28 protein-coding genes and 3 pseudogenes are annotated in these 26,294 nt (G+C 71.0%); 17 read left to right on the forward strand and 14 right to left on the reverse strand.

The genetic code is table 11. The annotated features are described in order from the left end of the window. Positions 1 to 5: 5 nt before the first annotated feature. Complete coding sequence (locus tag GTY56_RS22995) at positions 6 to 4,283, reverse strand: aminotransferase class I/II-fold pyridoxal phosphate-dependent enzyme (protein WP_161367248.1); 4,278 nt, start codon at positions 4,281 to 4,283, stop codon at positions 6 to 8. A gap of 168 nt (positions 4,284 to 4,451) precedes the next feature. After that, positions 4,452 to 4,937: a nucleoside deaminase gene (locus GTY56_RS23000; RefSeq protein WP_161367249.1), complete on the reverse strand. Its 486-nt coding sequence runs from the start codon at positions 4,935 to 4,937 to the stop codon at positions 4,452 to 4,454. Positions 4,938 to 5,086: 149 nt separating this feature from the next. On the opposite strand from GTY56_RS23000, the gene GTY56_RS23005 reads away from it, so the two are divergent. Together GTY56_RS23005 and GTY56_RS23010 are read left to right on the forward strand one after the other, a co-directional pair. After that, a complete protein-coding gene (locus GTY56_RS23005) occupies positions 5,087 to 5,863 on the forward strand; it encodes a GNAT family N-acetyltransferase (protein WP_161367223.1) in 777 nt (258 codons plus the stop codon). Between the two features lie 60 nt (positions 5,864 to 5,923). Continuing rightward, positions 5,924 to 6,850: an NAD-dependent epimerase/dehydratase family protein gene (locus GTY56_RS23010; RefSeq protein ID WP_161367224.1), complete on the forward strand. Its 927-nt coding sequence runs from the start codon at positions 5,924 to 5,926 to the stop codon at positions 6,848 to 6,850. A 78-nt stretch (positions 6,851 to 6,928) separates the two neighbouring features. On the opposite strand, the gene GTY56_RS23015 is transcribed toward GTY56_RS23010, so the two are convergent. Next, entirely contained in the window at positions 6,929 to 7,369 is a 441-nt protein-coding gene (locus tag GTY56_RS23015; RefSeq protein ID WP_161367225.1) for an SPW repeat protein, read from the reverse strand. 239 nt (positions 7,370 to 7,608) lie between these two features. Between GTY56_RS23015 and GTY56_RS40015 the strand changes: the two genes are divergently transcribed. From GTY56_RS40015 to GTY56_RS41610, 3 genes and pseudogenes are all read left to right on the forward strand, one after another. Further along, positions 7,609 to 7,773 carry a DUF8839 family protein gene (locus GTY56_RS40015; RefSeq protein WP_490723321.1) on the forward strand — a complete coding sequence of 55 codons (165 nt, stop codon included), beginning with the start codon at positions 7,609 to 7,611 and terminating at the stop codon, positions 7,771 to 7,773. A gap of 369 nt (positions 7,774 to 8,142) precedes the next feature. Beyond that, positions 8,143 to 8,367, forward strand: a pseudogene (locus GTY56_RS23020) (NADPH-dependent FMN reductase); the annotation flags it as partial. Continuing rightward, complete coding sequence (locus GTY56_RS41610; protein ID WP_524540129.1) at positions 8,258 to 8,656, forward strand: serine hydrolase; 399 nt, start codon at positions 8,258 to 8,260, stop codon at positions 8,654 to 8,656. The pseudogene GTY56_RS23020 and the gene GTY56_RS41610, both read left to right, overlap by 110 nt. A gap of 143 nt (positions 8,657 to 8,799) precedes the next feature. On the opposite strand, the gene GTY56_RS23030 is transcribed toward GTY56_RS41610, so the two are convergent. Then, a complete protein-coding gene (locus GTY56_RS23030; protein WP_161367226.1) occupies positions 8,800 to 9,849 on the reverse strand; it encodes an acyl-CoA dehydrogenase family protein in 1,050 nt (349 codons plus the stop codon). Here GTY56_RS23030 and GTY56_RS40020 point away from each other — a divergent pair. Continuing rightward, a complete protein-coding gene (locus tag GTY56_RS40020) occupies positions 9,848 to 10,078 on the forward strand; it encodes a hypothetical protein (protein ID WP_202510595.1) in 231 nt (76 codons plus the stop codon). The genes GTY56_RS23030 and GTY56_RS40020 overlap by 2 nt on opposite strands. Before the next feature lie 248 nt (positions 10,079 to 10,326). Then, on the forward strand, positions 10,327 to 11,160 hold the full coding sequence (locus GTY56_RS23035; protein WP_161367227.1) for a PIG-L family deacetylase: 834 nt from the start codon (positions 10,327 to 10,329) through the stop codon (positions 11,158 to 11,160). Between the two features lie 81 nt (positions 11,161 to 11,241). On the opposite strand, the gene GTY56_RS23040 is transcribed toward GTY56_RS23035, so the two are convergent. The 4 genes from GTY56_RS23040 to GTY56_RS23055 form a co-directional block, all read right to left on the reverse strand. Next, the gene (locus GTY56_RS23040; RefSeq protein WP_161367228.1) at positions 11,242 to 12,066 is read right to left on the reverse strand and encodes a M57 family metalloprotease; all 825 of its coding nucleotides are present in this window, start codon (positions 12,064 to 12,066) and stop codon (positions 11,242 to 11,244) included. Then, positions 12,056 to 12,316: a hypothetical protein gene (locus tag GTY56_RS23045; RefSeq protein WP_161367229.1), complete on the reverse strand. Its 261-nt coding sequence runs from the start codon at positions 12,314 to 12,316 to the stop codon at positions 12,056 to 12,058. Before GTY56_RS23045 ends, GTY56_RS23040 begins: the two co-directional genes overlap by 11 nt. Positions 12,317 to 12,351: 35 nt before the next feature. Next, positions 12,352 to 12,699: a hypothetical protein gene (locus GTY56_RS23050; RefSeq protein ID WP_161367230.1), complete on the reverse strand. Its 348-nt coding sequence runs from the start codon at positions 12,697 to 12,699 to the stop codon at positions 12,352 to 12,354. A gap of 430 nt (positions 12,700 to 13,129) precedes the next feature. Beyond that, a complete protein-coding gene (locus GTY56_RS23055) occupies positions 13,130 to 14,254 on the reverse strand; it encodes a substrate-binding domain-containing protein (protein ID WP_161367251.1) in 1,125 nt (374 codons plus the stop codon). An 81-nt stretch (positions 14,255 to 14,335) separates the two neighbouring features. Here GTY56_RS23055 and GTY56_RS23060 point away from each other — a divergent pair, with 81 nt between their 5' ends. The 4 genes from GTY56_RS23060 (at position 14,336) to GTY56_RS23075 (ending at position 18,346) form a co-directional block, all read left to right on the forward strand. Next, positions 14,336 to 14,773: a MarR family winged helix-turn-helix transcriptional regulator gene (locus tag GTY56_RS23060; protein ID WP_161367231.1), complete on the forward strand. Its 438-nt coding sequence runs from the start codon at positions 14,336 to 14,338 to the stop codon at positions 14,771 to 14,773. 294 nt (positions 14,774 to 15,067) lie between these two features. Then, on the forward strand, positions 15,068 to 15,958 hold the full coding sequence (locus GTY56_RS23065; protein ID WP_161367232.1) for a glycoside hydrolase family 19 protein: 891 nt from the start codon (positions 15,068 to 15,070) through the stop codon (positions 15,956 to 15,958). Between the two features lie 36 nt (positions 15,959 to 15,994). Next, complete coding sequence (locus tag GTY56_RS23070; RefSeq protein ID WP_524540128.1) at positions 15,995 to 17,395, forward strand: phosphoinositide-specific phospholipase C-related protein; 1,401 nt, start codon at positions 15,995 to 15,997, stop codon at positions 17,393 to 17,395. A gap of 42 nt (positions 17,396 to 17,437) precedes the next feature. Continuing rightward, positions 17,438 to 18,346 carry an oxidoreductase gene (locus tag GTY56_RS23075; RefSeq protein WP_161367234.1) on the forward strand — a complete coding sequence of 303 codons (909 nt, stop codon included), beginning with the start codon at positions 17,438 to 17,440 and terminating at the stop codon, positions 18,344 to 18,346. 7 nt (positions 18,347 to 18,353) lie between these two features. On the opposite strand, the gene GTY56_RS23080 is transcribed toward GTY56_RS23075, so the two are convergent. Then, entirely contained in the window at positions 18,354 to 18,812 is a 459-nt protein-coding gene (locus GTY56_RS23080; RefSeq protein WP_161367235.1) for a pyridoxamine 5'-phosphate oxidase family protein, read from the reverse strand. A 39-nt stretch (positions 18,813 to 18,851) separates the two neighbouring features. On the opposite strand from GTY56_RS23080, the pseudogene GTY56_RS23085 reads away from it, so the two are divergent. Next, positions 18,852 to 18,953 (forward strand): annotated as a pseudogene (locus GTY56_RS23085) (IS5/IS1182 family transposase); the annotation flags it as partial. 92 nt (positions 18,954 to 19,045) lie between these two features. Here the strand turns inward: GTY56_RS23085 and GTY56_RS23090 are convergent. Then, entirely contained in the window at positions 19,046 to 19,378 is a 333-nt protein-coding gene (locus GTY56_RS23090) for a hypothetical protein (protein WP_161367236.1), read from the reverse strand. Positions 19,379 to 19,639: 261 nt separating this feature from the next. Continuing rightward, positions 19,640 to 19,873: a hypothetical protein gene (locus GTY56_RS23095; RefSeq protein ID WP_202510596.1), complete on the reverse strand. Its 234-nt coding sequence runs from the start codon at positions 19,871 to 19,873 to the stop codon at positions 19,640 to 19,642. A gap of 369 nt (positions 19,874 to 20,242) precedes the next feature. Between GTY56_RS23095 and GTY56_RS23100 the strand changes: the two genes are divergently transcribed. After that, positions 20,243 to 20,416, forward strand: coding sequence for a hypothetical protein (locus tag GTY56_RS23100; protein WP_161367237.1), 174 nt, complete (start codon positions 20,243 to 20,245; stop codon positions 20,414 to 20,416). A 526-nt stretch (positions 20,417 to 20,942) separates the two neighbouring features. Here the strand turns inward: GTY56_RS23100 and GTY56_RS23105 are convergent. Continuing rightward, positions 20,943 to 21,356, reverse strand: coding sequence for a peptidase inhibitor family I36 protein (locus GTY56_RS23105; RefSeq protein ID WP_161367238.1), 414 nt, complete (start codon positions 21,354 to 21,356; stop codon positions 20,943 to 20,945). Between the two features lie 158 nt (positions 21,357 to 21,514). Between GTY56_RS23105 and GTY56_RS23110 the strand changes: the two genes are divergently transcribed. From GTY56_RS23110 to GTY56_RS23125, 4 genes and pseudogenes are all read left to right on the forward strand, one after another. Next, complete coding sequence (locus GTY56_RS23110) at positions 21,515 to 22,522, forward strand: LysR family transcriptional regulator (protein WP_161367239.1); 1,008 nt, start codon at positions 21,515 to 21,517, stop codon at positions 22,520 to 22,522. A 24-nt stretch (positions 22,523 to 22,546) separates the two neighbouring features. Then, a pseudogene (locus GTY56_RS41615) lies at positions 22,547 to 22,744 on the forward strand (transposase); the annotation flags it as partial. A gap of 97 nt (positions 22,745 to 22,841) precedes the next feature. Continuing rightward, the gene (locus GTY56_RS23120; protein WP_161367240.1) at positions 22,842 to 23,234 is read left to right on the forward strand and encodes a VOC family protein; all 393 of its coding nucleotides are present in this window, start codon (positions 22,842 to 22,844) and stop codon (positions 23,232 to 23,234) included. 45 nt (positions 23,235 to 23,279) lie between these two features. Further along, positions 23,280 to 24,359 (forward strand): adenosine deaminase, encoded by a 1,080-nt coding sequence (locus GTY56_RS23125; protein ID WP_161367241.1) that lies wholly within the window; start codon positions 23,280 to 23,282, stop codon positions 24,357 to 24,359. Here GTY56_RS23125 and GTY56_RS23130 read toward each other — a convergent pair. After that, entirely contained in the window at positions 24,341 to 24,856 is a 516-nt protein-coding gene (locus GTY56_RS23130; protein WP_161367242.1) for a mycothiol transferase, read from the reverse strand. The genes GTY56_RS23125 and GTY56_RS23130 overlap by 19 nt on opposite strands. Positions 24,857 to 24,883: 27 nt before the next feature. Continuing rightward, the coding region (locus GTY56_RS23135; RefSeq protein WP_161367243.1) for a carotenoid oxygenase family protein at positions 24,884 to 26,294 on the reverse strand (1,411 nt) is incomplete at its 5' end.

A 26,294-nucleotide genomic window follows, 5' to 3' on the forward strand; every position in this document is an offset into this window, starting at 1 on the left:
CCGTCTCAGCCCTTCAACCGCAGCGGGAAGCGTTCGGACAACCGGGTCAGGGTCCCGTTCAGATGGTCGATGTCCTCCTCCGAGTTGAGGGCCGTGAGCTGGACGCGGAACCCCACCCGGTCCCGGGGAACCAGCGGGTAGGCAGCCAGCGTCACGTAGACGCCCTCCCGCCACAGGAACGCGGCGACCGCGTCCAGGTCCGCGGGGTTGGCCAGCGGCACCTCCACGATCGGCAGCCGGTCCGAGTTGAGGGTGCTCACCCCCATGCCCTCCAGGTGGTCCAGGACCCGGACCGTCTTGCGGTACAGGTCCGCCCGGATCGCGTCACCCCGGCGCTCGTTGACGTCCAGACCGGCCAGCGCGGTCGCCAGTGACGCCGTCGGTGACGGCCCCGAGTACAGATAGGGCGCCGCCGCGGTCTTCAGCCGGTTCTTCAGCTCCGACGGCAGGGCGAGGAACGCCAGCAGGGACGAGTACGCCTTGGAGAACCCGCCCACGAGCACGATCCCGTCGTACGACTCCCCGGTGTGCCGCACCACGCAGTTGCCGCGCATGCCGTACGGGCACGTTTCGCCCGGCCCGCGCTCGCCTATCACGCCGAAGCCGTGGGCGTCGTCGACGTACAGCGTCGCCCCCTCCGAGCGGCACACCGCCGCCAGGGCGGGCAGGTCGGGGATGTTGCCGCTCATGCTGTTGACTCCGTCGAGACACACCAGCCGAGGCGTGCCCGGCGGGACCCGGGCCAGCAGGGCACGCAGTTCGTCGAGCCGCTCGGCGTGGAAGCGGTGCAGGGTGGCGCCCTGCGCCCGGGCCACGACGCAGCCGTCGTAGACCGTGCGGTGCGCGGTCGCCTCCACGAAGACGTGCCCGTCCTCGGCGATGGCCGGGATCACCGAGGAGTGCACCAGCGTCAGCGTGGGCAGCAGCAGTGTGTCCGGCGCGCCCAGCAGCGCGGCCAGCCGCTCCTCGATGTCGGGGTACAGCCGCGGACTGCCCAGCAGCCGCGACCAGCTGGGGTGCGTGCCCCACCGGCGGACCGCGGGATCGACCGATCCCATGACCTCCGGGTCCCAGTCGAAGCCCAGGTAGTTGCACGACGCGAAGTCGATCAGCCAGTGGTCACCGCTGCGGATGTGCCTCCCGCGCACCTCGTCCAGGACCGCGTCGCTCATCGGGCTGGTGCGCCGCAGGTGCTCCAGGTCCGCCCAGCGCGCTTCGCGGCGTCCGCGGGCGGCGTCGACACGGGGCTTGGGGGTCTGCGGGGGTGCGAAGGGGCGGGCGGTCGGCTCCCGCAGGACGTGCGCGCTCTGCTCCACCGTCAGCGGCCGGGCGAACAGGAATCCCTGCCCGAACCGGCATCCCATGCCGGCCAGCAGATCCCGCTGTGCGGTGTCCTCGATGCCCTCCGCGATGACTTGCAGGCCCAGGGTGTCGGCGATCCGCACGATGCCCTCGACCAGGGCGACCTGCTGGGCGTCCTGCGCGATGTCGTCGATGAACGACTTGTCGATCTTCAGCACGTCGATGGGGAAGTCCCGCAGGTAGCGCAGCGAGGAGAAACCGGTGCCGAAGTCGTCGACCGCGATGTGCACCCCCAGTTCCTTCAGTGTGTTCAGCACCGTCTGGAGCCGGTCGTCGCGGTGCAGCAGGACCGTCTCCGTGAGCTCCAGCTGGAGCGATCCCGGTTCGAGCCCAGGGGTGCTCAGCGCCTGACCGACCTGCTCGATGAACCCGGCGTCGCGGAACTGACGGGCGGAGACGTTCACGCTGACGTACGGCGGACGGCCGGGGCCCGGCAGCCGTTGCAGCCCGATGATGTCGCTGACCGCGTTCTCCAGCACCCACGAGCCCAGCGGGGCGATGTGCCCGGTCTCCTCCGCCAGGCTGATGAACTGCTCCGGGGCGACGGGCGGCCGGTGTTCGTGCGGCCAGCGGACCAGCGCCTCGAACCCGACGACCTCGCCCGCCGTGATGTCCACGACCGGCTGGTAGCGCAGCGCGAACGCCTTGTCGGCGACCGCCCGGGCGAGCTGGGACTGAAGATCGTGCCGCTCGACCATGCGGCTGCGCAGCAGCGGCTTGAAGCGGCGCCACTGCCGCTTGCCCGCCGCCTTGGCCGCGTACAGCGCGAGGTCGGCATGGCCCAGCAGTTCCTCCGCGTCCGTGCTGTCGCGCGCGGTGGCCACGCCCACACTGGCGGACACCGTCACCGACTCGTCGCCCAGGTCGAAGGGCCTGCCCAGCGTCTGGATCACCTGGGCCGCGAGCAGCTCGGCGTCCAGCGGCTGCTTGGCGTCCTCCATCAGCACCGCGAACTCGTCGCCGCCGAGCCGGGCCGCGGTGTCGGTGCGCCGCAGCGTCCGGGACAACCGGTTGCCGACCGCGACCAGCAGCTGGTCGCCCGCCCGGTGCCCCATGGTGTCGTTGACGAGCTTGAAGTCGTCGAGGTCGATGAAGAGCAGACAGGTCAGGGACGACTCGCGACGGCCGCGCAGCAGGGCGCGTTCGATCCGCTCCAGCAGCAGCGTCCGGTTGGGCAGACCGGTCAGCGAGTCGTGGAAGGCCCGCTGCGTCAGCTCCTGCTCCAGCCGTCGCTGCTCGGTCACGTCCCGCAGGGTCACCACGAGACCGGACACGGTCCGCTCGTCCCGGAAGTCGCTGAAGCGGACCTCCACCTCGACGCGCCTTTCGCGGCGCCGCACCCACCAGTGGTCGTGGCCCGCCCCGGAGCCCCGCTCCCGTACGGCGGCCAGCTCCCGGGCCGCCCGCTCCCGGTCACCGGGGTCCACCAGCTCCGCCAGGGACACGCCGATCAGTTCGTCGGTGCCGAAGACGGACCGCGCGGACGGGCTGGCGTACCGGATGGTGTCGTTGTCCTCCAGGATCAGGATCACGTCGGAGGCGTTGCGGACCAGGGTGCGGAAGTACGCCTCGTTCTCCCGCCGGAAGACCTCCTTGCGCAGCGCGACGCGCTCCATCGCCAGACCCGCGTGCGAGGCCAGGATCTCCAGGGAGCCCCAGGTCTCGTGGAGCTGCCGCTCGGGGGCGGCGACCAGCAGGATGCCCGGCACGGCGCCGGAGGGGCGGTCGGGATGGGTCATGGGGCACACCAGCACCGACGGCAGGCCGCCGAGCGCAAGGGCGACCTCGGGATCAAGGGCGGCCGGGCTGACCAGCCGGGTGCCGTGGGCGCCCAGGTCCGTCGCCCGCTCCGTGGGGAGCAGCAGCGTCCGATGCGGGATGTCCGGGCCCATCAGCCGGTCGACCGCCCGGTGACAGGACTGGTCGACCTCTTCCTGCCGGAAGGCGGAGACCAGCGACGCGGCGGCTCCGCGCAGGGCCAGCTCCCGCGTCACCGCGTGACGGTGCGCCACGACCATCCCCGCCAGCCGGAGAATCACCAGCAGGAACAGCACTCCCGAGAAGGCCGCGATCACGGCGGCGTCCCGGGTCTGGCCGCTCAGCCCCTCCCAGAGCAGGATCCCCGGCGCGATGAGCGTGGCCACGGCCAGCATGACCAGCCGGCGCGGCGGCGGCAGCAGGGACTCCCGCTGTGGCACGGAAGCCGTCAGCTCGACCATGGAGGGTTGCAGTGCCGCCAGGCCCCAGGCGGTGTAGAAGACGACCCAGCCGAGATCCAGCAGGCTGCCGGTCTGCCAGACGTCGTTCAACTGAAGGATCCCGTACGCGATGTCCGTCACGAGCAGGGTCGCCGTCCCGACGACCAGCAGGCGTACGGCGCGATTCGAACCGTCGACCGGGCTGGGGGTGAGCAGCCTGACCAGCAGGGCCAGCACGAGGATGTCGCCGAGGGGGTAGGCGATGCTGATGGCCCGCTGCTGCCAGGTCAGGCCGTGCAGCACGGTCAGCGGCTGCACCAGGTACACCCACACCGGCAGCGCCAGGCCGGCGGTGACGATCAGCGCGTCGAGCAGGCTCGGCAGGTCGCGGTCGGCCCAGCGGTGGCGCACCAGGCCCGACAGACCGATCGCGATGAGCGGGTACATGGCCAGGTAGCAGGCGTCGGCCGGGGAGGGGAACGGGTTGGAGGTTCCCAGGTACTGCTCCATCACGAAGTAGTACGTGTCGCCCCCGATGAAGACGAGCAGGCCCGCGGCCAGGATCCACCAGGGCCAGGCGTGGGCGGGCCGGTGCAGGCGTGTGCCGATCAGCATGGCGGCGACGCCGGCCAGCCCCATCACGGCCCACATCACGGGAACCATCACCGGCACGGTCATGTACACGACGGTGACGACCGCAACCAGGGCGACGTAGACGGCCATGAGCCGACGTGCCGGCAGCGAGGACATGTGCCTCCCCCCGTCGGGGAGACCGGGGCGTACGCCTGGTCTTACACCTGGTCCAACTGGAATCGATCGTAAGTTCGCCCGAGCGGCCCTGCATCTCGGGCGGCCGCCCGTCGGGGCGCACCCCGCGTCTCCCCGGCTGGCTCAGCGGCGTCCGCGGTGGAACCTGATGTGCAACTCCCGCACCTGGAGGGTCAGTTCGGGCACGGGGCCGTCCACGGTGACACCGGGTGCGACCTCCTGTACGGGGAGTGGCCGGACCGGCGTCGGAGGAACGCCCAACTCGGCCAGCCAGGTGGTGAGTTGCTCGGACGAGGCGATGTAGACGATGCGCCCGAGCCCGACCCAGGCGTGCGCCGCCGCACACATCGGGCAGTGCTCGCCGGAGGTGTAGACCGTGGCGGCCGCCCGCTCCCCGGGAGTGAGGTGCGCCGCCGACCAGCGCGCCAGCTCGAACTCGGGGTGCCGGGTGTGGTCGCCCGAGGCCACCCGGTTGCGATCCTCGCCGAGGACGGTGCCGTCCCCGCCGACCAGGACCGAACCGAACGGCTCGTCCCCGGCCTCCAGCGCCTCGGACGCCAGTTCCACGCAGCGGCGCAGATGCGGCAGTTCCGTGTCCTTCACGACCATGGGCCCGGCCTTTCCCGTGACGAGTGCGATCAACAGGACCCTAAGGGTGCCGGGGTGCCGGGCGAAAGGAACGGCGGCCGCAGGCCGGGAGTGTGCCGCCGGCCGGATAACCGTTTGCCGTCCGGCCCGGCGGCTGCTGAAGTCTGCCCATGGATCATGCCGAGTTGCTCGCCCTGTTCGACCGTGACCTGCGTGCGGAAGCGCGGCCGGACGGCCCCGGCGCCCGGGTCGAGCGGACTGGCGGCGTCGTCCGCCAGGTCGCCTCCCCGCAGGGCTGGAACGGCATCGTCTGGTCCGCCCTCGACGAGGCCGGGGCGGACGCGGCGATCGCCGCGCAGATCGACCACTACACCGGCCTCGGCCTCGATTTCGAGTGGAAGCTGTACGGGCACGACCGTCCGGCCGACCTCGGGCGGCGGCTGTGCGCGGCCGGGTTCGCGCCCGGACCCGAGGAGACGCTGATGATCGGGGAGGCCGCCGGTCTGGCCCACGGCGCCGAAGCACCCGCGGGCGTGCGCGTCGAGCCGGTCACCGACCCGGCGGGCGTCGATCTCGTGGCCGACGTCCACGAGAAGGCCTTCGGCGCGGACAGCTCCTGGCTGCGCCATCAGCTCCTCGCCCGGCTGGCGGCCGACCCGGACACCGTCGTCGCCGTCGTGGCGATGGCCGGCGCCGAGCCGGTGAGCGCGGCCCGCATGGAGCTCGTACCCGGCACACCCGTCGCCGGGCTGTGGGGCGGCGGCACCGTCCAGGAGTGGCGTGGCCGCGGCATCTACCGCACGCTGGTGGCCCATCGCGCCCGCGCCGCCGCGGCCCGTGGCTACCGTTACCTCCAGGTCGACGCCTCCGGTCAGAGCCGGCCGATCCTGGAACGCCTCGGTTTCGTGCCGCTGACGACCACGACGCCGTACGAGTACACCTCGTAGCCGAACAAGGCGGGCGGGGGAGGATGTCACGTCCGGGGCCGCCCGGTCCGTCGTAGGGGCATGACGACGAACGGAACGAGCCAGAGCATCCTCCTCGCCGGCGCGAGCGGCGTCCTCGGCCGGCACATCACCCGCGCCCTGATGGATGCGGGCCACCAGGTCACCGGCCTCGGCAGGAGCCGGGAGAACGGCATCCGGGCCGACCTCATGGACCGCGACGTGCTGCTCCGCGCCGTCGACGGGCGCCATTTCGACACCGTGGTCCACGCCGCGACGGCCCTGCGCAAGCCCCCCATGCGGGACCGCGACCTGCACGCCACCGACGCACTGCGTACCGAGGGCACGGCCCACCTCGTCGAGGCGGCCCGCGTCACCGGCGCCCGCCGCTTCGTCGTGGAGTCCATGGCCTTCGGCTACGGCTACGGCGACCACGGCGACCGCCCGCTCACCGAGGACGACCCCTTCGGCCCCCGCGGCGCCACACCGCCGCTGGAGCGGCACATCGCCGGCATGCGGACCAAGGAGCGGCTCGCCCTCGAGGCGGAGGCCCTGGAGGGCGTCGCGCTGCGTTTCGGCCTGTTCTACGGCCCCGGCGGCACCGAGACACTGCTGCCCCTCTTGCGCGGACGGCGGCTGCCCCTGCCCGGTGACCGGGACCGCGTGCTGCCGTGGGTCGAGCTCACGGACGCCGCCCGGGCGGTGGTGGCCGCCGTGGAGCGTGGCCGGCCGGGGCAGGCGTACAACATCGCGGACGACACCCCCATGGGGTTCCGCGCGCACGTCGAGGAGGTGGCCCGGGTCTTCGGGCTGCCGAAGCCGGTGAACGTGCCGCTGTGGCTCTTGAAGCCCATGTCGTACGCGCACACCGTGATGTCGTCCCGGCTGCGCATGTCCTGCGCGAAGGCGGAGCGCGAACTCGGCTGGACGCCGCGCTACGCGTCGAGCCACGAGGGGCTCGCCGCACTGCGGCCGACGAGTCACCCCTGAACCCCGCGCGGCCAGGGGCGGACGCGGGCGGGCCGGTCCGGCGAGGCGGACCGGCCTTCGGCTCCTTTCCGGCAGCCGCTAAGGCCTCGCTGAGGCCTTCGCCGCCGTTCCGGCGCACACCAGCCCGAGGACCACGGCCAGTGCACCGATGATGATGTTGTTCCACACGACACCGGCGTCCGGGCTTTCGCCCACGATCCACGGCGAGATGATCATCCAGGCCCCGAGTGCACACATGGCCCAGCTCAGGCCGTACATGCGCTCCGGAGCACGGGTGAAGCCGAGCGCCAGCAGGCCGATCGCGATACCCATGATCAGATTGTGGGTCACGAGTGCCGGCTGGCTCGTCGTGTAGTGGACTATCCACGGGGAGGCGGCGCAGTACAGACCGAGCAGGAACACCGGTCCGTCCACGAGCGCCACATCGCGGCCACCGAGCACGCGGGCGTACCGGTCCCGCATCTCCGAGGCATCAGGGTGGCTGGTGATGTCACCTCTGGTGGGCGAGACGTTGGCCATGACTCGTCTCCTTCATGGTGCAGGGCGCCCGCGTCTGGAGGGATATGCGGTAAACGCCGCGTAAGCATCATTCTGCTCTTATGTCCCCCTTATGTGTAGAGGTCGGAGTGAGGCGGGGAATCTACCGGCGGTACATGTCCGGCCGGATCGGGGGCATCCGGATGTGTACGACAGCGACCGATCGACGTCGCCCGGCGGGCGGCGCGGGACAGGGGAGGGCAGCGGACGTGACAGCGGCCATCAGTGCGAAGGTGTTGGAGCGGTTCCCGGCGGGGTCTCCGCGCGGATCGTGGCCCGCGGAGGAGTACGCGGCCCGCCGCCGCGCCGAGGGCGAGGCCGCCACCGTCGTGATGGACCTGGAGTCGGACGCCTTCCTCGTGGTCGTCCCGGCGGACGAGGACTGAATTCCTCCGTCCCGCACGGTGGACGAGGGTCGCATTCCTCCGTCCCGCACGGTGGACGAGGGTCGCATTCCTCCGTCGCGCACGGTGGACGAGGACCGGAATACACCGTCCCTTACGGCCTTTCAGTCCGTCCTCCTTGAAATCCGCGGTCCGGCATACGAGATGGGCCGCGGATCTCCTGACGGGCGTCGTCCGCCGCTGCCGCGATCCATGGCATGACGATGCGACTGCACCTCACGCGGCGACGCCACGTCGGCCTCGCACGCGTCTCCAGCGCTTCCTGTCGCGCCGCAGCCTGATTCTCCGGCTCGCCGCTTCCTCTCACCGCCTCATCCGCCGCCGGACGGCTCCCGTCGTGCCGAGAGGACGACCGTCTCCTGCACCCCCTCCACTTCCTCCCGCACCAGCCGGCTGCTGCGCCACCTCGACCAGCGGCTGGCGGCCCAGGACCATGACGTGATCCCGCTCGACATCCGCACGATCCCTGCCGAGGCCCTGCTCGGCGGCGACTTCCGACCCCCCGCGGTCGTCGAGGTCACCGAGCTGTTCGCGCGGGCCGACGGCGTCGTCGCCGGCACCCCCGTCTACGAGGCGTTCTGCCGCCAAGGTCCATGACAGCGAGGCGAGTTGGTTCGGCCGGTCCGGCTACGCCGACACCTCGACCGGCCGCAAGCGATCGGCCGGTGACCACTTCCGCGGAGCCGGCATCACCAAGACGTTCGTCGCGACCGTCCTGCTCCAGCTGGAGGCGGAAGGCAGGCTCGCGCAGTGGCGCCTTCTCCTGGAAAAGAGAACCCATGGCCACCGTCCTGTCCCTGAACCTGGACGACACGGTCGAGCGATGGCTGCCCGGCCTGCTGCGCGGCAACGGCCACGACGGTGACCGGGTCACACTGCGCGCGACTGGCTGTCGGACTCCTCGCTCTCCATCGACGTCATGGAAGCGGAGTTCTGCGGGAAGATCCCGCCCCGGACGGACCGCACGCCGGCCGTGCCGCACCTTCCCAGGATCTCCGGACCGGGACACTAGCCGGACGCCAGCGCGCCCAGGTGCGTCCGGCGTGCCTCGGCCGTCTGGCCCTGCACCAGCAGGAACATCCCCTCGCGCGCCAGCCGCTGCGCCCGGCTGCCGAGGTCCATGGCGCGCCCGCCCCCGGCCACGATCGCCGCGGTGGTGGCCGCGCGAAGGAGGTCGTACGCGCGGGTCTTCACGGCCAGCCGCTCCGGTACGCAGCCGGGTGCGGCGGGCTGGTCGGCCAGCGCGTAGGCCTCCCGCCGGACCTCGTCGAGCCGGCCCCGCAGTGACCGGGCCGTCTCCTCGCCGTCTGGGGTCCGCGCCACCAGGTCCAGCGCCGCGTACGCGACGCCGAACACGGCCGGACTGGCGTTGGCGGCCCGGGGCAGGTCGACCTGAGCGAACTCCTGCTGCGACGTGCGCAGTACGACGGCCTCCTCCGGCACCCGCAGGCCGTCCAGCTCCAGGGACACCGTACGGGCGGCGGTGAGAGCCGCGAGCCGCATCGGCGCCGACGCCGTCAGGCCCGGCTGCTCGCGCGCCCCGGCGAACACGAACACCACCTCGGCCGTGTCCGTCACCCCGGCCAGCAGCATCACGTCGTTCAGTCCCCAGCCCGTGTACCAGGGCACCCGGCCCTCGAACCGCCAGCCGCCCTCCTCGGGAACAGCCCGCACGGGCACCCGGGGGAAGGCGCGGACATGGGCGAACGCGATGCCCGCCATCAGCTCACCGGTCGCCAGCGGGCGCAGCAGCTTCTCCCGGACGGGCGAGTCGTACGTGGCGAGCAGCTTCACTGGTGTGTGGTGCTGTGTCTGCACGAACCAGGTGGAGCAGCACGCCCCGGCCAGGATCTCCGCGGTCTCCCGCGCAACGCCCACGGGCGCGTCCGCCCCGCCGTACTCCTGCGGCGCGACCACACCGAGGAGCCCCGCCCGCTTCACCGCCTCGACATGGCTCGCCGGCACCCCCTCCTGGTCGACGCGCTCGGCCGTCGGGAGCAGCAGATCACCCGCCAGTCGCTGGGCGTGGGTGACGAGGGGATGGGGTGTGGTGGTCATGGGAGGGATTCTCGCGGTCGAACGGCGCGGGGCGCTGATCCGGGGGCGTGTCGTCGTCGGGCCCCGGCCGGCGCTGCTGCGGCCAGGCGGCCAGGCGGCCAGGCGGCGAGGTGGCGAGGTGGCCAAGCGGCCGGGCGGCCAGGCGGCCAGGCGGCGAGGTGGCGAGGTGGCCAAGCGGCCGGGCGGCCAGGCGGCCAGGCGGCGTGGCGGCCAGGCGGCCGGGCGGTGAGGCCGCCTGCAACCTGACGCTCATGCCGAGGGTGCCGCCTTCCGCCACGCTGCATATATGGCCTTTCCCGCCGTGCGGGGAACAGCCGGACCGGTCGGCGCGGTTGCATGGTCCGAGGGACCGGCGCCGCGCGGGCGGGGAAGCACGGAGACCGTGGGGTCGTCCACCCAGCGGGGAGCCGGGCCTCAGGTGTGTGGTGGCTCGCCGAGCCTTTTGATCACGACATATGTCTGCAGGAGGACTGCTTCATGACCGACCGGCCTTTGACGCTCATGGCTGTGCACGCGCACCCCGACGACGAGGCCACCGGAACCGGCGGTGTCCTCGCGCGGTACGCGGCGGAAGGCATCCGTACGGTTCTCGTGACATGTACCGACGGTGGTTGCGGTGACGGGCCGGGGGGTGTCAAGCCTGGGGGCCCCGGGCACGATCCGGCGGCTGTCGCCTTGATGCGCCGTCAGGAACTCCAGGCGAGCTGTGACGTGCTGAAGATCAGTGATCTGGAGATGCTGGACTACGCCGACTCCGGGATGGCCGGCTGGCCGGGCAACGACGCCCCGGGTTCCTTCTGGCAGACCCCCGTGCAGGAAGGTGCGGCCCGGCTCGCGGAACTCATGCGGCACTATCGGCCCGATGTGGTCGTCACCTACGACGAGAACGGCTTCTACGGTCACCCCGACCACATCCAGGCCCACCGCATCACGATGGCGGCGCTGGAGATGACCACGCTGTCACCGAAGGTGTACTGGACGACGATGCCCCGCTCGATGATGCAGCGGTTCGGTGAGATCATGAGCGAGTTCGGTGAGGACATGCCGGAGCCGGATCCTGCCGAGGCAGCCGCACTGGCCGAGATCGGCCTCCCCGACGATGAGATCACCACGTGGGTGGACACCACCGCGTTCAGCGGCCAGAAGTTCGACGCGCTGGCCGCGCACGCCAGTCAGGGCGAGAACATCTTCTTCCTCAGGATGGGCAAGGAGAGGTTCGGCGAACTGATGGGCATGGAGACCTTCGTGCGCGTCCAGGACACCACCGGCGCGGCCACACCCGAGAACGACCTGTTCGCCGGACTTCGCTGACCCGCCCGACCGTTGATGCGGGGTGTCCCGGCCCGTGGCCGGCGCTGACCGCGGCGCCATGGGGCGCCGCGGTCGAGTCCGTCAGGCGGCGAGGAGGTTGAAACCGGTCAGCGGAGGCCCGTAGACCTTCTGGGCACCCACCCGGTCGATCTCGGAGATGGCGAGTTCCCGCGATCCCAGCCCACCGCAGAAGTAGTGCATGACCGATTGCGGGTCGTACTGCGTCAGGTCCACCGTTCCCTCGGTGGATTCGTCGGGGCATACGGCGGGCGCGCCCGAGCGGATGTGTTCGTGTCGGAAGCCGATGGCATGGCCCAACTCGTGCCGTAGGACGCCTACGCGGTCGAAACTGGTGGTCTGGTACGACGGGTCGATGAAGACCCGCCTGCGGTTCTCCGGGTCATTGGGAAAGAACGCCGCAGCGATGAACTGGCCCCCGGAGTCGAGATGCCGGACCGGGAAGACGACTTCGGGCGGCCGCAGCGCATCACTGTCGTCGGCGGTTTCGACGTGCTCGAACTGCACACCGCAGGTCGCCGACCAGTCGTCGGTGGCGCGTCGCATGTTCTCGACGACCGACTCGTACCACTCCCGCTTCGGGAAGGTCTTGCGCAGGACGCAGTACTTCAGGACCGTGCCCGGTTCCCAGCGGACGATCCTGCCGTCCTGCATGATGCCGAGCAGACCGCTGCTCGGCTGCCCGAGTGGACTGATACCGCTGCCGATGGTGCCGACCCCTGTCTGTGCCAGCAGCCGGGCGGCCTCGCGCTGTGCCCGCAGTGCCTTCTGCGCCTCGATGTAGACATCGAGTTCGTCGGCGTCGAGCAGCAGGTCACCCTCTACCCGGTAGAACACCTGGCCGTCGATCACGATCTCGGGCCGCCGTACGTCGGAGCTATCTGTCATGTTCTGCACCTTCTTCGAACAGTTGCGGCCGGAAAAGCCTTATCCACTCCACCATCATTTGGTCGCGGTCCATAAGCTGGTCGCCCCGGGCCACCCGGAACGACTCCGCGTCCACCTCGACGAGGGGGAAGCTGTCATTCCAGGCGATGAATTCCGGCAGCGACGCGACGGAATCACGCAGCCCGGGGTGCCGGTCCAGCAGGCGGCCTTCCTGAGTTCGCTGTTCATTTGCGCCGTTCTCGTCGGGCACTAGTTCTCTCCGGGGGTTACGCACTCACATCTCGGTCACTGCCAGAGCACGCTGGCCCGCACCTTGATGTCTGAGTTCCACTGGATGGATCCCACTATTTCCAGGATTCCATCGTCGTGGGGAACGACGTTGGCGACGCTCATCGTGGCCAGCCCCCGGAAGGGGACATTGTTCCCGTCCACTTCGCAGAGCGACACGACCGCACGGCTGTAGGACTTGAGAGTGGGCCCGCAGATGAGCCGCCTCGCGAAGACGCCGTGCGCGGGAAAGAAGAAGGTGGTGTAATCGACGATCTGCTGCTCTCCGCCAGATTCGCCATCGGGTTCCAGGAGTTCGTCCCGGACGTCGATGTCGACCTGTTCCGGGGATGCGTACGAAACCATGAGATGCCCGCTTCCTGATGGGCGTCAACATCTCTTTACCGTGCCTCCTGCCGAGGCATGCGGCCGACCGCGCCGAGAAGTTGAAGCCGGAACGAGGTGATTTTGCGAAAGGTGAAGGAAATATGCACTTCCGCAAGTGCGGTCTGCTTTCAGATTACGCTCCGACCTGCAATCTTGCAGCACGGAACGCTGTCCGGCCCCGCCCCGCCGGCAGAGCGTCAAGCAGGGGATCCGCCGATATCTTGTCCCCTATTGAAATACCCGGCGGGGGAGTGGCACACGTCCGTCGAAGCCGAGACAAGGTCGAAGCCGGCAACACCGGTCTCGGCATTTCCCGACTGGCTGGACCGGTACAACTACCACCGACCCCGCACCGGAAGCAGTGGCCGGACACAGCCGGCCGCGTCACCAACCTCTCCGGTCAGCACACCTAGGCCCTGTCGCCCTGGGGACGCGCATCCAGCTCCGTGAGGACGTCGAAGTCCAGCCCGTCGGCCCGTGCCAGGTAGATCCGCTGGCGCACATGGGCGTCCCGGAGGCGGATCAGCCCGCGCGGGCCCTCGTACGACACCGCCCCCGCGCCGGCCGCCGCGCCGATCGCCGAGACGTCCAGGGCCCCGGCCCGCTTCAGCAGTGCGGCCAGCAACAGCACGCCCTCGTAGCAGGACTCGCCGAGGCTGCCGAGGGCGGGCGCCTCGACGCCGTAGCGGGCGGCGTACCGCCCGTGGAAGTCGAGGGTGTCGCGATTGGCCAGCGAGGCGAAGAACCCAGCCGTGCTGTAGAGATCCTCGGTCGCCGTGGGGCCGCTCGCCACCAGCATGTTCTCGTCCATCAGGGTGCTCAGCCGCAGGCAGCGCGCGTCCAGGCCGTACGCGGCGAACTCCCGGTTGAAGCGCACCGCGTCACTGCCGACGAGCAGCATCAGCACCGCGTCGGCGCCGGAGCGTTCGACGCGGCGCAGCACCGGCGCGAAGTCGTGGGTGCCGAGCGGGAGATAGGCCTCGCCGGCGACGCGTCCGCCGCAGCCCCGGGCGTACCCGCGGGCCGAACGGGCCGTGCGGCGCGGCCACACGTAGTCGTTGCCCACGACGAACCAGCGCCGCACCCCGCGCTCGCGCGCCAGCAGCTCCATCGCCGGCCGGAGCTGATCGTGCGGGGTCTCGCTCGTCAGGAACACCCCCGCCGTGTCCTCGCCGCCCTCGTACAGCGCGGTGTACACGTACGGGACGCGGTGGGCGATCCGCGGTGCCAGCGCCTGCCGTACGGAGGAGATGTGCCAGCCGGTGACGCCCTGCACGGCACCCAGGTCCACCAGCGCCCCGACCTCGTCGGCGATCTCGTGCGGCGCGCCCGAGCCGTCTACCGGCACCAGCCGCAGCTCCCTGCCGAGCACGCCGCCGTCCCGGTTGACCTCCTCGGCGGCCAGCCGGGCGCACAGCTCGCAGGCGGGCCCGAAGATCCCGGCCGGCCCCTGGAGGGGGAAGACGAGGGCCACGCCGAGCACGGAGTCGTCGGCCGTGAACCACTCGGGCGCGGGGAGCTCGTGCCGGAACATGGCGTCATGATTCCGGCTCCCCGGGACGAACTCCAGTGCGTCTCCTACGATGGACACCCCTCGGCACCTAGGAGAGCAGGGATGCCCAGCCCCACCCCGCGCCGGCCCGACGACCTCGTGCAGTTGCTGACGCGGGCCGAACGGCTCGCGGCGCGCCGATTGCAGGGCGTGCTGGAGGCGGAGGGCTGCTCGCTGGACGCCTGGCGGGTGCTCGCCGCGCTGTCGGACGGCGAAGGGCACCACATGACGGGGCTGGCGGAGGCCGCCTTCCTGCCGCCTCCGACGCTGACCAAGCTGGTCGACCATCTGGTCGACCAGAACCTCGTGCACCGCAGGGTCGACCCGTTCGACCGCCGCCGCATCCTCGCCCACCTCACTCCGCGCGGCCAGGAGCACTGGCAGCGCCTCGACCGGGCGGTCCGTGCGGACCGGCCCCGGCTCGGCGGCGGCGACGAGGACCTGCTGCGGTCCCTGCTGGGCCGGCTGACGGCGTCGCTGGAGGACCCGGCGCACGTGTGAGCGCGACGCCGCACGCCGCACGCCGGGCGGACGCCGGAGCGCGCGGGAGGGTCGCCGATCGCCCTCGCCCGACGGGGAATGACGAGGCGTCAACCAGCACGGACGCCCACTGGTCTATTACCTGACTGGTCTACACCCTTGACTGGTACAGACCAACGCGGTTGAGTATGGCTCCACAGCCCCCCACCACGGCCGCCCTCACACCGTGACCGGTCCACCCGGCGCGTGCGGGCAAGGGCCTGCTTCGCCCTGCCCGCGTCGGGGTGCGGCCGTGCTCCGCGAAGGAGTTGAACCGTGTCGAGACGCCGCATCTCCGCAGTCCTGGCCACCCTCGCCCTCGCCGGCACCGCGCCGGTGCTCCTGCCCGCCTCGAACGCCTCGGCCGCCGCCTGCTCCAGCTACCCGAACTGGACGGCCGGGAAGCCGTACAACGCCGGTGACATCGTCCGCTACACCGACGGCAAGGCGTACATCGCCGAGCACGCCAACCCGGGCTACGACCCGGTCATCAGCACCTGGTACTGGGAGCCGTACGCCTGCGACAACGGCCCCGGCACGCCCAACGCGCGCTTCGTGGTGAGCGAGGCCCAGTTCAACCAGATGTTCCCGAACCGGAATTCGTTCTACAGCTACAGCGGGCTCACCGCGGCCCTGAGCGCCTACCCCGGGTTCGCCAACACCGGCAGCGACACGGTGAAGAAGCAGGAGGCCGCCGCCTTCCTCGCCAACGTCAGCCACGAGACCGGCGGTCTGGTGCACGTGGTGGAGCAGAACTCCGCCAACTACCCGCACTACTGCGACTGGGGGCGCCCCTACGGCTGTCCGGCCGGGCAGGCCGCCTACTACGGTCGCGGCCCGATCCAGCTGAGCTGGAACTTCAACTACAAGGCCGCGGGCGACGCGCTCGGCATCGACCTGCTGAACAACCCCTGGCTGGTGCAGAACGACTCGGCCGTCGCCTGGAAGACCGCCCTGTGGTACTGGAACACCCAGACCGGTCCCGGTTCCATGACCCCGCACAACGCCATGGTGAACGGCGCCGGGTTCGGCCAGACGATCCGCAGCATCAACGGCTCCCTGGAGTGCGACGGCAAGAACCCGGCACAGGTGCAGAGCCGCGTGAACAACTACCAGCGGTTCACCCAGATCCTCGGCACGTCCCCCGGAGGCAACCTGTACTGCTGACGCGGGACCGTGTGGCGTGGTCTCATGCCAGATGTCATGAACCTGACAATTGACCGAAGGGCTTCCCTCATGCACCCGCGCACCCCCCACGCCCTGCTCGCCACGGCCGCGGCACTGGCCGCCGCGGTCGTGGCCCCCCAGCCCGCTGCCGCCGCCGTTCCGGCGCCGGGCGCGTACTACGTCCAGAGCGCCACGACCGGGCTGAACGCGGCCGACAACGGCGGCGCGGTCGAGCAGCACAGACCCCGCGGCAACGAGGACCGTCAGCAGTGGCAGCTGAAGCCGAGCGGCTCCTCGTACGTCCTGGAGAGCACCGACGCGGCCGGCAGCTGTCTCGGCCGCAGCGGCGACCTGGCCGCGACCGTCGCCTGCGCGAGCGTCGACGCCGAGTGGGAGGTCGGCCCGGCCGGCGCCGACCGCTACACGCTCAAGGCCCCGGGAACCACCCGCCACCTCACGGTCGCACCCAAGCCGCCCGGCGCCACCTACCCGGCCCGGCTCGCCCTCGGTGGATCCGGCGACCTCGCAGCCTGGTACCTCACGCCGGTCACGCCCGCCACCCGGCCCATGCCGCCGCAGGACCGGCTCACCCTGGACCAGGTCACGTTCCTCACCACCCACAACGCCTACGCCAACGGCGTCGACGGCGGCTTCGCCCCGCCCTTCGTGAACCTCGTGCCCAACCAGACCCGCGGCATCGAACGCCAACTTGCCGACGGTGTCCGCGGATTCATGCTGGACATCCACCAGACACCCGACGGCGCGATCCTCTGCCACAACAGCTGCACCCTCGTCAGCAGGCCCGTCGCCCTGTGGGTCGACCTCCAGCGCATGGTCGACTTCCTCAAGGCCCGCCCCGACCAGTTCGTCACGGTCTTCCTGGAGGACTACGTCGATCCGGCCGTCCTGCGCGCCGAACTCGCCCGCGTGAACGGCCTGTCGGACGTGCTCTACCGGCCCGACCTCACCGGCGTACGGCAGAACGGCTGGCCGACGATGGCGGAACTGGCCGCCTCGAACGACCGGCTGCTGATCTTCACCGACCACAGCCGCGCCGCAGACCAGGCCGCGGGCCTCACACGGGACAGCTTCGGGGTCATGTACCAGCGCGAGTGGACCGTCGAGAACTACTGGTCGATGGGCTCGGGCCTCGGCGCCTCCGACTGGTCCTGCTACAGCCGTTGGTACGGCGCCGACACCAACATCCCGCTGACCCGCACGGAACCCGGGTTCCGCCCGCTGTTCGTCATGAACCACTTCCGCGACGTCCCGCTCACCGGTACGGCCGGCACGGACAACACCAAACTCGCCGACCGCGCCCAGCGGTTCTGCCAGCCGGCCGCCCGCAAGAAGCCCAACTTCCTCGCCGTGGACCACTACGACCGCGGCAACCCGGCCTCCGCCGTCACCACCCTCAACGCGTACACGTATCCGTGAACCGGCTTCGCCGGTCCGCGTGCCGTGTGTGAGACTCCGCCGATGAGCTCACAGACGATCACCGCGGACGCCGCGGGCACCTGGAAACTCGGCGACCTGCCCGTCCATCGCCTCGGCTTCGGCGCGATGCGGCTGACGGGCAGCGCCGCCTTCCATCACGGGACACCGAGCGACCGCGACCGGTCGATCGCCGTCCTGCGCAGGGCGATCGACCTCGGCGTCAACCACATCGACACGGCCGCCTTCTACTTCTCCTCGCTGCGCTCCGCCAACGAACTGATCAACAGAGCACTCGCGCCCTACCCCGACGACCTGGTCATCGTCACCAAGGTGGGCCCGTACCGTGCCTACGACGGGGAGTGGGGCACCTCCGCCCGGCCCGAAGACCTGCGCGGCCACGTCGAGGAGAACCTGCGCCAGCTCGGCCGCGACCACCTGGACGTGGTCAACCTGCGCCGGATGCCGACTTACGACTCCATCGCCGAGCACTTCGGCGCCCTCGCGGAACTGCGCGAGGCGGGCCTGATCCGGCACCTCGGCATCTCCAACGTCACGCCTCGCCATCTCACCGAGGCCGCGGCCATCGCCCCCGTCGTCTGCGTCCAGAACCGGTACGCCCTCGACCGCCCCGACCCCGACAGCGACGAACTGCTGCGCCTCTGCGGCGAACAGGGCATCGCCTTCGTGCCGTTCTACGCCGTCGCGGGCGAGGCCGCCGAGCGGGGCGCCACCGCCGCCCACGACGAGGACGTCCGGGCCGTTGCCCGGGCCCATGGCGCGAGCCCCGCCCAGATCCGCATCGCCTGGACCCTGCACCAGGGCCCCCACGTCCTCGCCATCCCCGGCACCGGCAACCCCGACCATCTCGCCGAGAACGTCGCAGCGGCCGCGATCCGTCTCACCGACGAGGAGCTGACCCGGCTCAACAGGCCGCGCCAGGAAGCCGGTTGACCCACCCCTACACAGCCCAGACGCCCTCCCGCATGAGATGCCTGCGCGGCAGCTCGTGCACCTCGCACCACGCCTGCACAGCGCGCGGACGTACCCGGAAGAACGCGTAGGACGCGTGATCCTCGCGCGGATCCCAGCCGGTCTGCGCGCGGAACGCCTCGACCGCCGCGGGCGGCACGTCCCCCATCGGATAGGTGCTGACCTCACCGTCGACCAGCACGACGTCCCGGGTGTCCCCGAGGGCCAGCCGGGTCCGCCCGCCGTCCCGCAGATTGCGGCCGGTGGGGTTGGTCAGCCGGGTGCACAGCCACACGGCCTCCTCGTGCCACACGAACCACAGCGGCACGAGACAGGGCACACCTTCGGTGTCGGCCGTCGCGACCCAGATGTCCATCTCGCGCTCCAGGCGCCCCAGCAGGTCCGCCTTGCGCTGCTCGGGGGTGCGGGGCGGCTCGGTGATCTTCATGCGCCCGACGATAGCGAGCAGCGGCGCGCGGCGCCCGGGGCCCGGATGAAGAACTGGAGGATCCTGCGCGACTGCCGCCAACGGGGCGACGGCCTCCAGCACGCCGTCGCCACCATGCACAACCTCGCCATGGCAAGGTGAGACGACAGGTCAGCGATCACCCAGACCGGCCACCATCAAGCCTTCTGCAACACCCTTGGGGGCTCCTGACGGATCTGGGCGTCCCGGGACGCTCAGCCGCCGTACTCGATCGCCACGCCGCCGACGCCGCTGCTCAACGGGCCGCAGCCGATACTGACAGTGGTGGTCCCGCCCGGCGCCACATATGCCCAGTTCGAGTAGGCGTCGGGGGACCAGCCGCAGATGGCGTGTACGGAGAACGCATGAAGCTGCGTCCCGGGGTTGTAGCACTCGCCGTAGGCGCGATTGTCCGCGACCCAGGCGCTGCACCGCAGCACATTTCCCTCCGCGGCCGCCGCGGGTGAGGCGGTCACAAGACCGGCTCCGCCGGCGAGGGCGATGCCCGCTGCTCCGGTGGCGAGTGCGCGTTTCCAGAGGATCTTCATGTCCTGCCCTTCTTGTTCCGCCCTGTGCCGGGCGTCCTGCGCGAAAGGGTAGGAGACAGGCAGGCAGGAGGGACCTGACAGATGTCAGGGCTCCCGAGCATGGGCACGGGGAGGCCCGGTGTGCTGCGCACGATGGTCACGGCAGTCCTTGATTTGAGGGCATCTGATCTAGGTAGCTACAAGACCGTCTATGACGACTGGGCGAAGCGGGAAGCGGACGGCACCACCCAGCAGGTCCACGACCTCTTACGCGGGCGTCGCTCAGGGGCGTTGCCCCACTCGGTCCACTACACCGTGGGCCGCCACGTACGACCACTGCTCGTAGGTCGTGGCTGCGTGCTTCCCCTTGCGCTGGTCGCGCATGCCCAGGTACTGGTACGTCTTCGCGTCGAAGATCAGCACCTGTTCACCGTCCGCCCAGGGGGTTCCGGGCGGACCCACGTACTGGATGCCGACGCCGGCGCGGCCGTCCACGTCGGTCCGGCCGGGCAGCACCTCATCGATTCACCGCTTCGAAATCCTGTGCTCTCACCGGTACTTCGCCGCCCGTGGCGATCCGGTTCCCCATCTCGCGACCGCGGCGTGCTGGGTGACCTGAGCGTGGACGCCGGTCGAGGGTCCCCTGAGAACACGAGCCGGGCAGAGGCCGTCGACATCGCGCTCTGCACCACCGCGTCCATCGATGTGGTGGTTCGCGAAGGGGGGGCAACCGTCACGCCCCGGCGCGAGTCGAACCCTGCGAGGTGCTCAAGGGGGGAGACCGGAATGGCACGGTCGGACAGTGCACGGTCGGACAGGGCACGGCGGTGGGCTCGGTGGCTGGCGGCTCACCGGTGGTGGCAGCACGGGCTGCGGTGGCTGCTGATGGCCGTTCTCACGGTGATCGTCGTCACCATCGCCCCCTTCGCCGGACTGCCCCAGTGGGCGCTGATGATCGGCATCTTTCTCATGCTGGTCATGGACGACGCGGTGGCCTGGTACGTGAAGCGGTGGTCCGCCGACCCCGACCGTCCCGGCGGTGAAGAGGTGTGCGCCTGACCACGGTTCGTTCGTCGTCTTGGTGACCGAGAGCCGGTTTCCCTCGGCGGCCAGGCGGTAGCCGGCGCCGCCGGCCATGTCGTGGACGGCCGTCGGGTCGGGTTCGCAAGCAGGTCCGCGGGTATGCGCGCAGATCCAGGACCGCCGCGGCCGCGACTGCCGACCTTCAGCGACGAGCGGCGGGCGAGGACATCAGCAGTGCGCGAAGGCAGCAGGTGGAGCGGGCACCGACTGGCTGGCCACCGGGATCCTGACATCCGTCAGGACCATGTGCCTCGCACGCCCGCGTACTCTGCGGCGGGCAATGGAGTGACGGGGAACACGGGGAACACGGGGACACGTCATGAGTCGCATGCGCGCCGCGCCGGGGCGGTCGCACGGTGCCGGTTCACCGGCGGTACCAGCCGCCGGGGCGAGGCCTCAGGGCGGCGGGGGTCCCGGGCGCACACACCGCGGTCCCGAAGCTCGCGACTTCGGGACCGCGGCCGCCGACTGCGCCTGGAGTCGAACCTCGTGCAGGACGGGGTCAGCAGGGGCGGGCGTACCAGATGGGGGCGTAGTCCCACGACGGGGTGGCCGTACCCGGGGAGATGGAGAGGTTCACGGTCCAGTTCTGGTTGTAGAGGGTGCCGACGGCCCCTCCGGTCTGGTTGTTGGCGACGGACCCAAAGCCGTTCCAGTTGTAGAGGTTGTAGGTGCCGCAGTTGTACAGCGGGAACATCGTTCCGCTGTAGTCCCTGCCCGTGTACAGGCACAGGTTGCCCCGCGGGCAGTCACTCGGATTCCCGGTGGCCGGGACGCCTCGTACTCCGCCGACGGTGGCGCCGTTGTTGTTCGCGGACGCCGCGCCGGCGGGAGTGGTGGCCATGCCGAGTCCCACGGTGGCCAGCGCCGTCACGGTGGCAGCGGTCAGTGCCCTCTTGATGCCTCGACGGTTCATCGGTCTTCCTCCCCGTTGGATGAGCGCGAGACCCCAAGGACTACAGGGCGCGGGGTCTCGCATGCGGTCGAAGTGACGTCCCGATACTGCGGTCGCCGACGGCCGCGCGGTAGCGGAACGACTGTGCCAAGGAGTGCCAGAACGATGAGGTGTTGTGCATGAGTGCCGGTCGGAGCGCCGAGGGCGCCGTCGCCACCCGCATCGGGGCCCCGGCGGCTTCACACCGTGACCCCACCACGCATCTGCTGCGGCTGTTCCTGACGGTCGCTGACGAGTTGCATTTCGGCCGGGCCGCCGCCCGGCTGTACATCACGCAGTCGGCACTGAGCCGGCAGGTCCGTACGCTGGAGCAGCACCTCGGTGTCGCCCTGTTCGAGCGGGACAGCCGTACCGTGTCCTTGACCCCGGCCGGCCGGGACCTCCTGCCCCGCTGCCGGGCCGCGGTGGAGGCGATGGCGCAGGTGCGGCACGCCGCGGCGTCGCACCGCCGCAGAGTCGGCGGCCAGTTGGTGCTCGGGGCCATCGGCGCCGAGGCGTCGATGCCGTACGCCCATGCCGTTCTCACGGAATTACGTGGCCGGCATCCCGACATCACGGTCACGGTACGCAGTCTCGGTTTCGCCGCGCAGTTCCGCTCCGTCATCTGCGGAGAGGTGGACGCGGCGTTTCTGTGGCCGCCGCTGCCGACCGGACTCCAGGGTCTGGCGCTGTCGACCGAACGGCGAGTGGTGTGTCTGTCCGCCGACGACCCGCTCGCCCGCTCGTCGCGCCGTTCCCCGCTCCGGCTCGCGCGGCTGGCTCGGCATCCCGTGGCGGACGTCCCTGCGGGCGTGCCGCGCGTGTGGTGGGACGGCTGGGCTGTGAACCCCCGCCCGGACGGCACAGGGGTGCGGCCCGGACCGGTCGTCGATGACATCGAGGCGATGTTGCACACCGTGGCCCGGGGGCAGGCCATCGCCTTCGTCCCGGCGGCGTTCCGCCGGCTCTACCCACGGCCCGGCGTGAGCTACGCGGACGTGTCCGACCTTCCTCCGGTCACCGCGGTGCTGGCCTGGTCACCCGCACGCCGCGACCTGCCTGTGGTCGCAGGCCTGCGCCAGGTGGCCCACGATGTCGTGCACGCGCACGCGCCTGCGTCGACCGGAGGACCAGGCCGAGCGCGCTGAGCCGGTTCTCCATCCCGTCGCGGTATGCCTGGTGGACGGTGCCGCCAGGCCGTTTCCTTCGGAACGTCCGATAGTTGGCCTGGTGTGTCGTTGACTGACGCCCAGTGGTCCCGCATCGAGCCGCTGTTGCCGGATCGGACGCCGAAGCGGGGTGGGCGGTGGCCTGATCACCGGCAGGTGATCGACTCGATCGCGTTCACGTACCGCACTGGCACGCCGTGGATGGACCTGACCGTACGGACCCTCGCGCGGATGATTGGCATCCCCCGGGTTTTACGTATAACCTCTCCGGTCAACCGCCCGCTCCGAGAGGCTCCCGATGAGACGCATCGCCCTGGTCACCCTCGTCGTCGACGACTACGACGAGGCGATCCGCTTCTACACCGGCGCCCTCGGATTCCGGCTCGTCGAGGACGCGCCCCGGCCCGACGGATCACGCTGGGTCGTCGTCGAACCCGGCGCCCGGGGGGCCGGCACCGGCCTGCTGCTGGCCCGCGCCAAGGGGGGCGCCCAGGCCGCCCGGGTCGGGGACCAGACCGGCGGACGGGTCGGGTTCTTCCTGCACACCGACGACTTCGCCCGCGACCACGCCCGGATGGCCGCCGCGGGCGTGCTCTTCCTGGAAGAGCCGCGGCACGAGCCGTACGGGACCGTCGCCGTCTTCCAGGACCTGTACGGCAACCGCTGGGACCTGCTCCAGCCCGCCGGCTGACCCCGTCCCACCGCTTCGAACCACCCGCCCGAGGAAAGACCCGCCATGACTGCTACGCGCGTAGACGCCGACCTGATCCGCCGCCTCCCCAAGGCCGTGCTGCACGACCACCTCGACGGTGGCCTGCGCCCCGCCACCGTGGTGGAGCTGGCCGACGCGGTCGGCCACACCCTGCCCACCACCGACCCGGACGAGCTCGCCGCCTGGTACTACGAGGCCGCCAACTCCGGCGACCTGGTGCGCTACATAGCCACCTTCGAGCACACCCTCGCCGTGATGCAGACCCGCGAGGGCCTGCTGCGCACGGCCGAGGAGTACGTTCTGGACCTGGCCGCCGACGGTGTCGTATACGGCGAGGTGCGCTATGCCCCGGAGCTGAACACCAACGGCGGGCTGACCATGGCCGAGGTCGTCGAGACCGTCCAGGAGGGCCTGGCGGCGGGCATGGCCAAGGCGGCCGCCGCGGGCACGCCGGTGCGGGTCGGCACCCTGCTCTGCGGCATGCGGATGTTCGACCGGGTGCGCGAGGCCGCCGATCTGGCCGTGGCCTTCCGCGACGCCGGAGTCGTCGGCTTCGACATCGCCGGCGCCGAGGACGGCTTCCCGCCCGCCGACCACCTCGCGGCCTTCGAGCACCTGCGCCGCGAGAACGTGCCGTTCACCATCCACGCCGGCGAGGCGCACGGCCTGCCCAGCATCCACCAGGCCCTCCAGGTGTGCGGCGCCCAGCGCATCGGGCACGGCGTGCGGATCACCGACGACATCCCGGACCTCGCGGTGGGCAAGCTCGGCCGGCTCGCGGGCTGGGTGCGCGACCGGCGCATCGCCCTGGAGATGTGCCCGACGTCCAACCTCCAGACGGGCGCCGCCACCTCCATCGCCGGGCACCCGATCACCGCGCTCAAGGACCTCGGCTTCCGCGTCACCCTCAACACCGACAACCGGCTGGTGTCGGGCACGACGATGACCCGCGAGATGTCCCTGCTGGTCGAGCAGGCGGGCTGGACCGTCGAGGATCTGCGCACGGTCACCGTGAACGCCCTGAAGAGCGCGTTCATCCCCTTCGACGAGCGGAACGCGCTCATCCGGGACGTGGTGCTGCCCGGTTACGCCGCCGCGCTCTGAAGCAGCCCGCGCAGGTAGGCGGCCTGTCCGACGTGCTGGAGATCGTCGGACAGGACGCTGACCAGCCGGACGCCCAGGGTGACCGGCGGGTCCCAGCGCTCGTCGACGACCCGCTCCAGGTCCTTGGCGGCGAGGCCCCGCAGGGCATCCAGGCTCTGGTCGTGCACGGCGTCGTAGTAGCCGGTCAGCAGCTCGCCCGAGGCGACCCGGACCCGTGCGACCTTGGCGGGACTGTGGCCGTAGCCCGTGTCGCGGCGGGGCAGGTCGAGACCGAAGCGCTTCTCCCAGTCCTGGGACAGCCACACCTGTTCCAGGCCGAAGGCGTCGGCCATGTGGTCGTCCTGGACCCGGGTGAGGTGCCAGACCAGCCAGGCGATCGAGTTGGTGTCGGGGGAGGGACGGGCGGTCAGCTCGTCCGGCCCGAGCCCCTCGACGGTGGCGTGGACTTCTTCGCGGATACGGCTGAAGCCGTCGATGAGGATGTCCTTCGCGTGCATACGTCCACCATCGCGCATGGCCGGGGATCACGCGTCGGGAATCCAGCTCCCGTGGAAGCCCAGCGGTACCCGCCCCGGCAGGTGGATCCGGGCCACCGGCTCCCCGGTGAAGTCCTGGGCCGCGAGGATCACCAGGTCGGACGCCCCGCGGTCGGGGTTGTGCACGTACGCGACCGCGTACCCGTCGTCCTCCGCGGCCTGCCCGTCGCACGGGTCGGACGGCACGAAGACGGCCTCGCTCGCCGCCGCGCCCCCGGGCAGCCGGTGGACCTCGGACGTGCCGCGCAGCAGGTCGTGCTTGATGAGCGCGTCGGCGAAGGCCCCGTCGGGCGGTGGCGTGCCGTCGACCGCCTGGTAGGCGAGCGACATCTCCGCGGCCGCGGCCGAGTAGCCGTACCGGTGCCGGCGGGACACCAGAGCCTCGTTGACCCGGGGGAACTCCTGCGGGCGGTCGTCGAGGGTCCTGGTCCGCACCCGCCCCTGCCGCAGGTCGACCGTCCAGCGGTCGAGGCGGGGAGTGCCCGCTCCGTAGGGGCCGCCCGAGCCGTTGCCGGCGACGAGGAACGGCGCGTCGAAGTTCGTCATGTCGACGACGATGCGCGGCCCCTCCTCGTACGCGTTGAGGGTGTGCGAGTAGTAGACCGGGTCGACCTCGAACCAGCGGACGGCGCCGCCCTTGCGGGGCAGCACACCGACCCGTGCCGGATGCCGGTCGTTCCAGACGTACGGGACGATGTCGCCGCGCCCGGCGCCCGCCGGGTCGAAGGTGACCGGCATGTCGAGGATCACCACGTGGTTCTCGGTGAGGGCGAAGTCGTGGATCATCGGCGCGTCCGCCACCGGGATCCGCGTGGTGCGCACGACCCGGCCCGTCGGGCCGAACACCAGGTGCCGGACGTGGTCCCAGGTCGGGTAGTAGGCGATCGCGTGCAGTTCCTCGGCGTGCACGTCGAACTTGGTGTGAGCGGTGAGCGGGCCCTTCAGGCTGCCCCGGAAGTCGTACGGCGCGACGGTGTTCAGCTCGTCGTCGAGCTCGTACGGCAGCGGCCCGCTCTCCTGGAGGGCGAGGATCCGCCCGCGGTAGGGGATCACATGGGTGTTGCACGGGAAGTCGTCCGGCGGCACCGGACCCGGGTAGGGCTCCCCGAGCTTCTTCGCCACCTGCGAGGACCTCACCCAGCGGTTGCGGTACCACTCCGCCCGGCCCTCGCGCAGCCGCACCCCGTGCACCATGCCCTCGCCGAGCATCCAGTGGTGGGCCCGCGGGTCCTCCAGCCCCAGGACATTGGGGCCGTTGCGCAGGTAGCGGCCGTTCAGCGCGCGCGGAATGCGGCCGGTGACCGGTAGGTCGAAGGCCGTCAGCTCCTCGGTGACCGGCTCGAACGCCCCTTCCAGGAAGGGGAAGCGGCGCGGCGCGGCGGGTGCTGCCACGGCCGGG

The sequence above is a fragment of the Streptomyces sp. SID5643 genome (assembly GCF_009872555.1).
Classification (GTDB): domain Bacteria; phylum Actinomycetota; class Actinomycetes; order Streptomycetales; family Streptomycetaceae; genus Streptomyces; species Streptomyces iakyrus.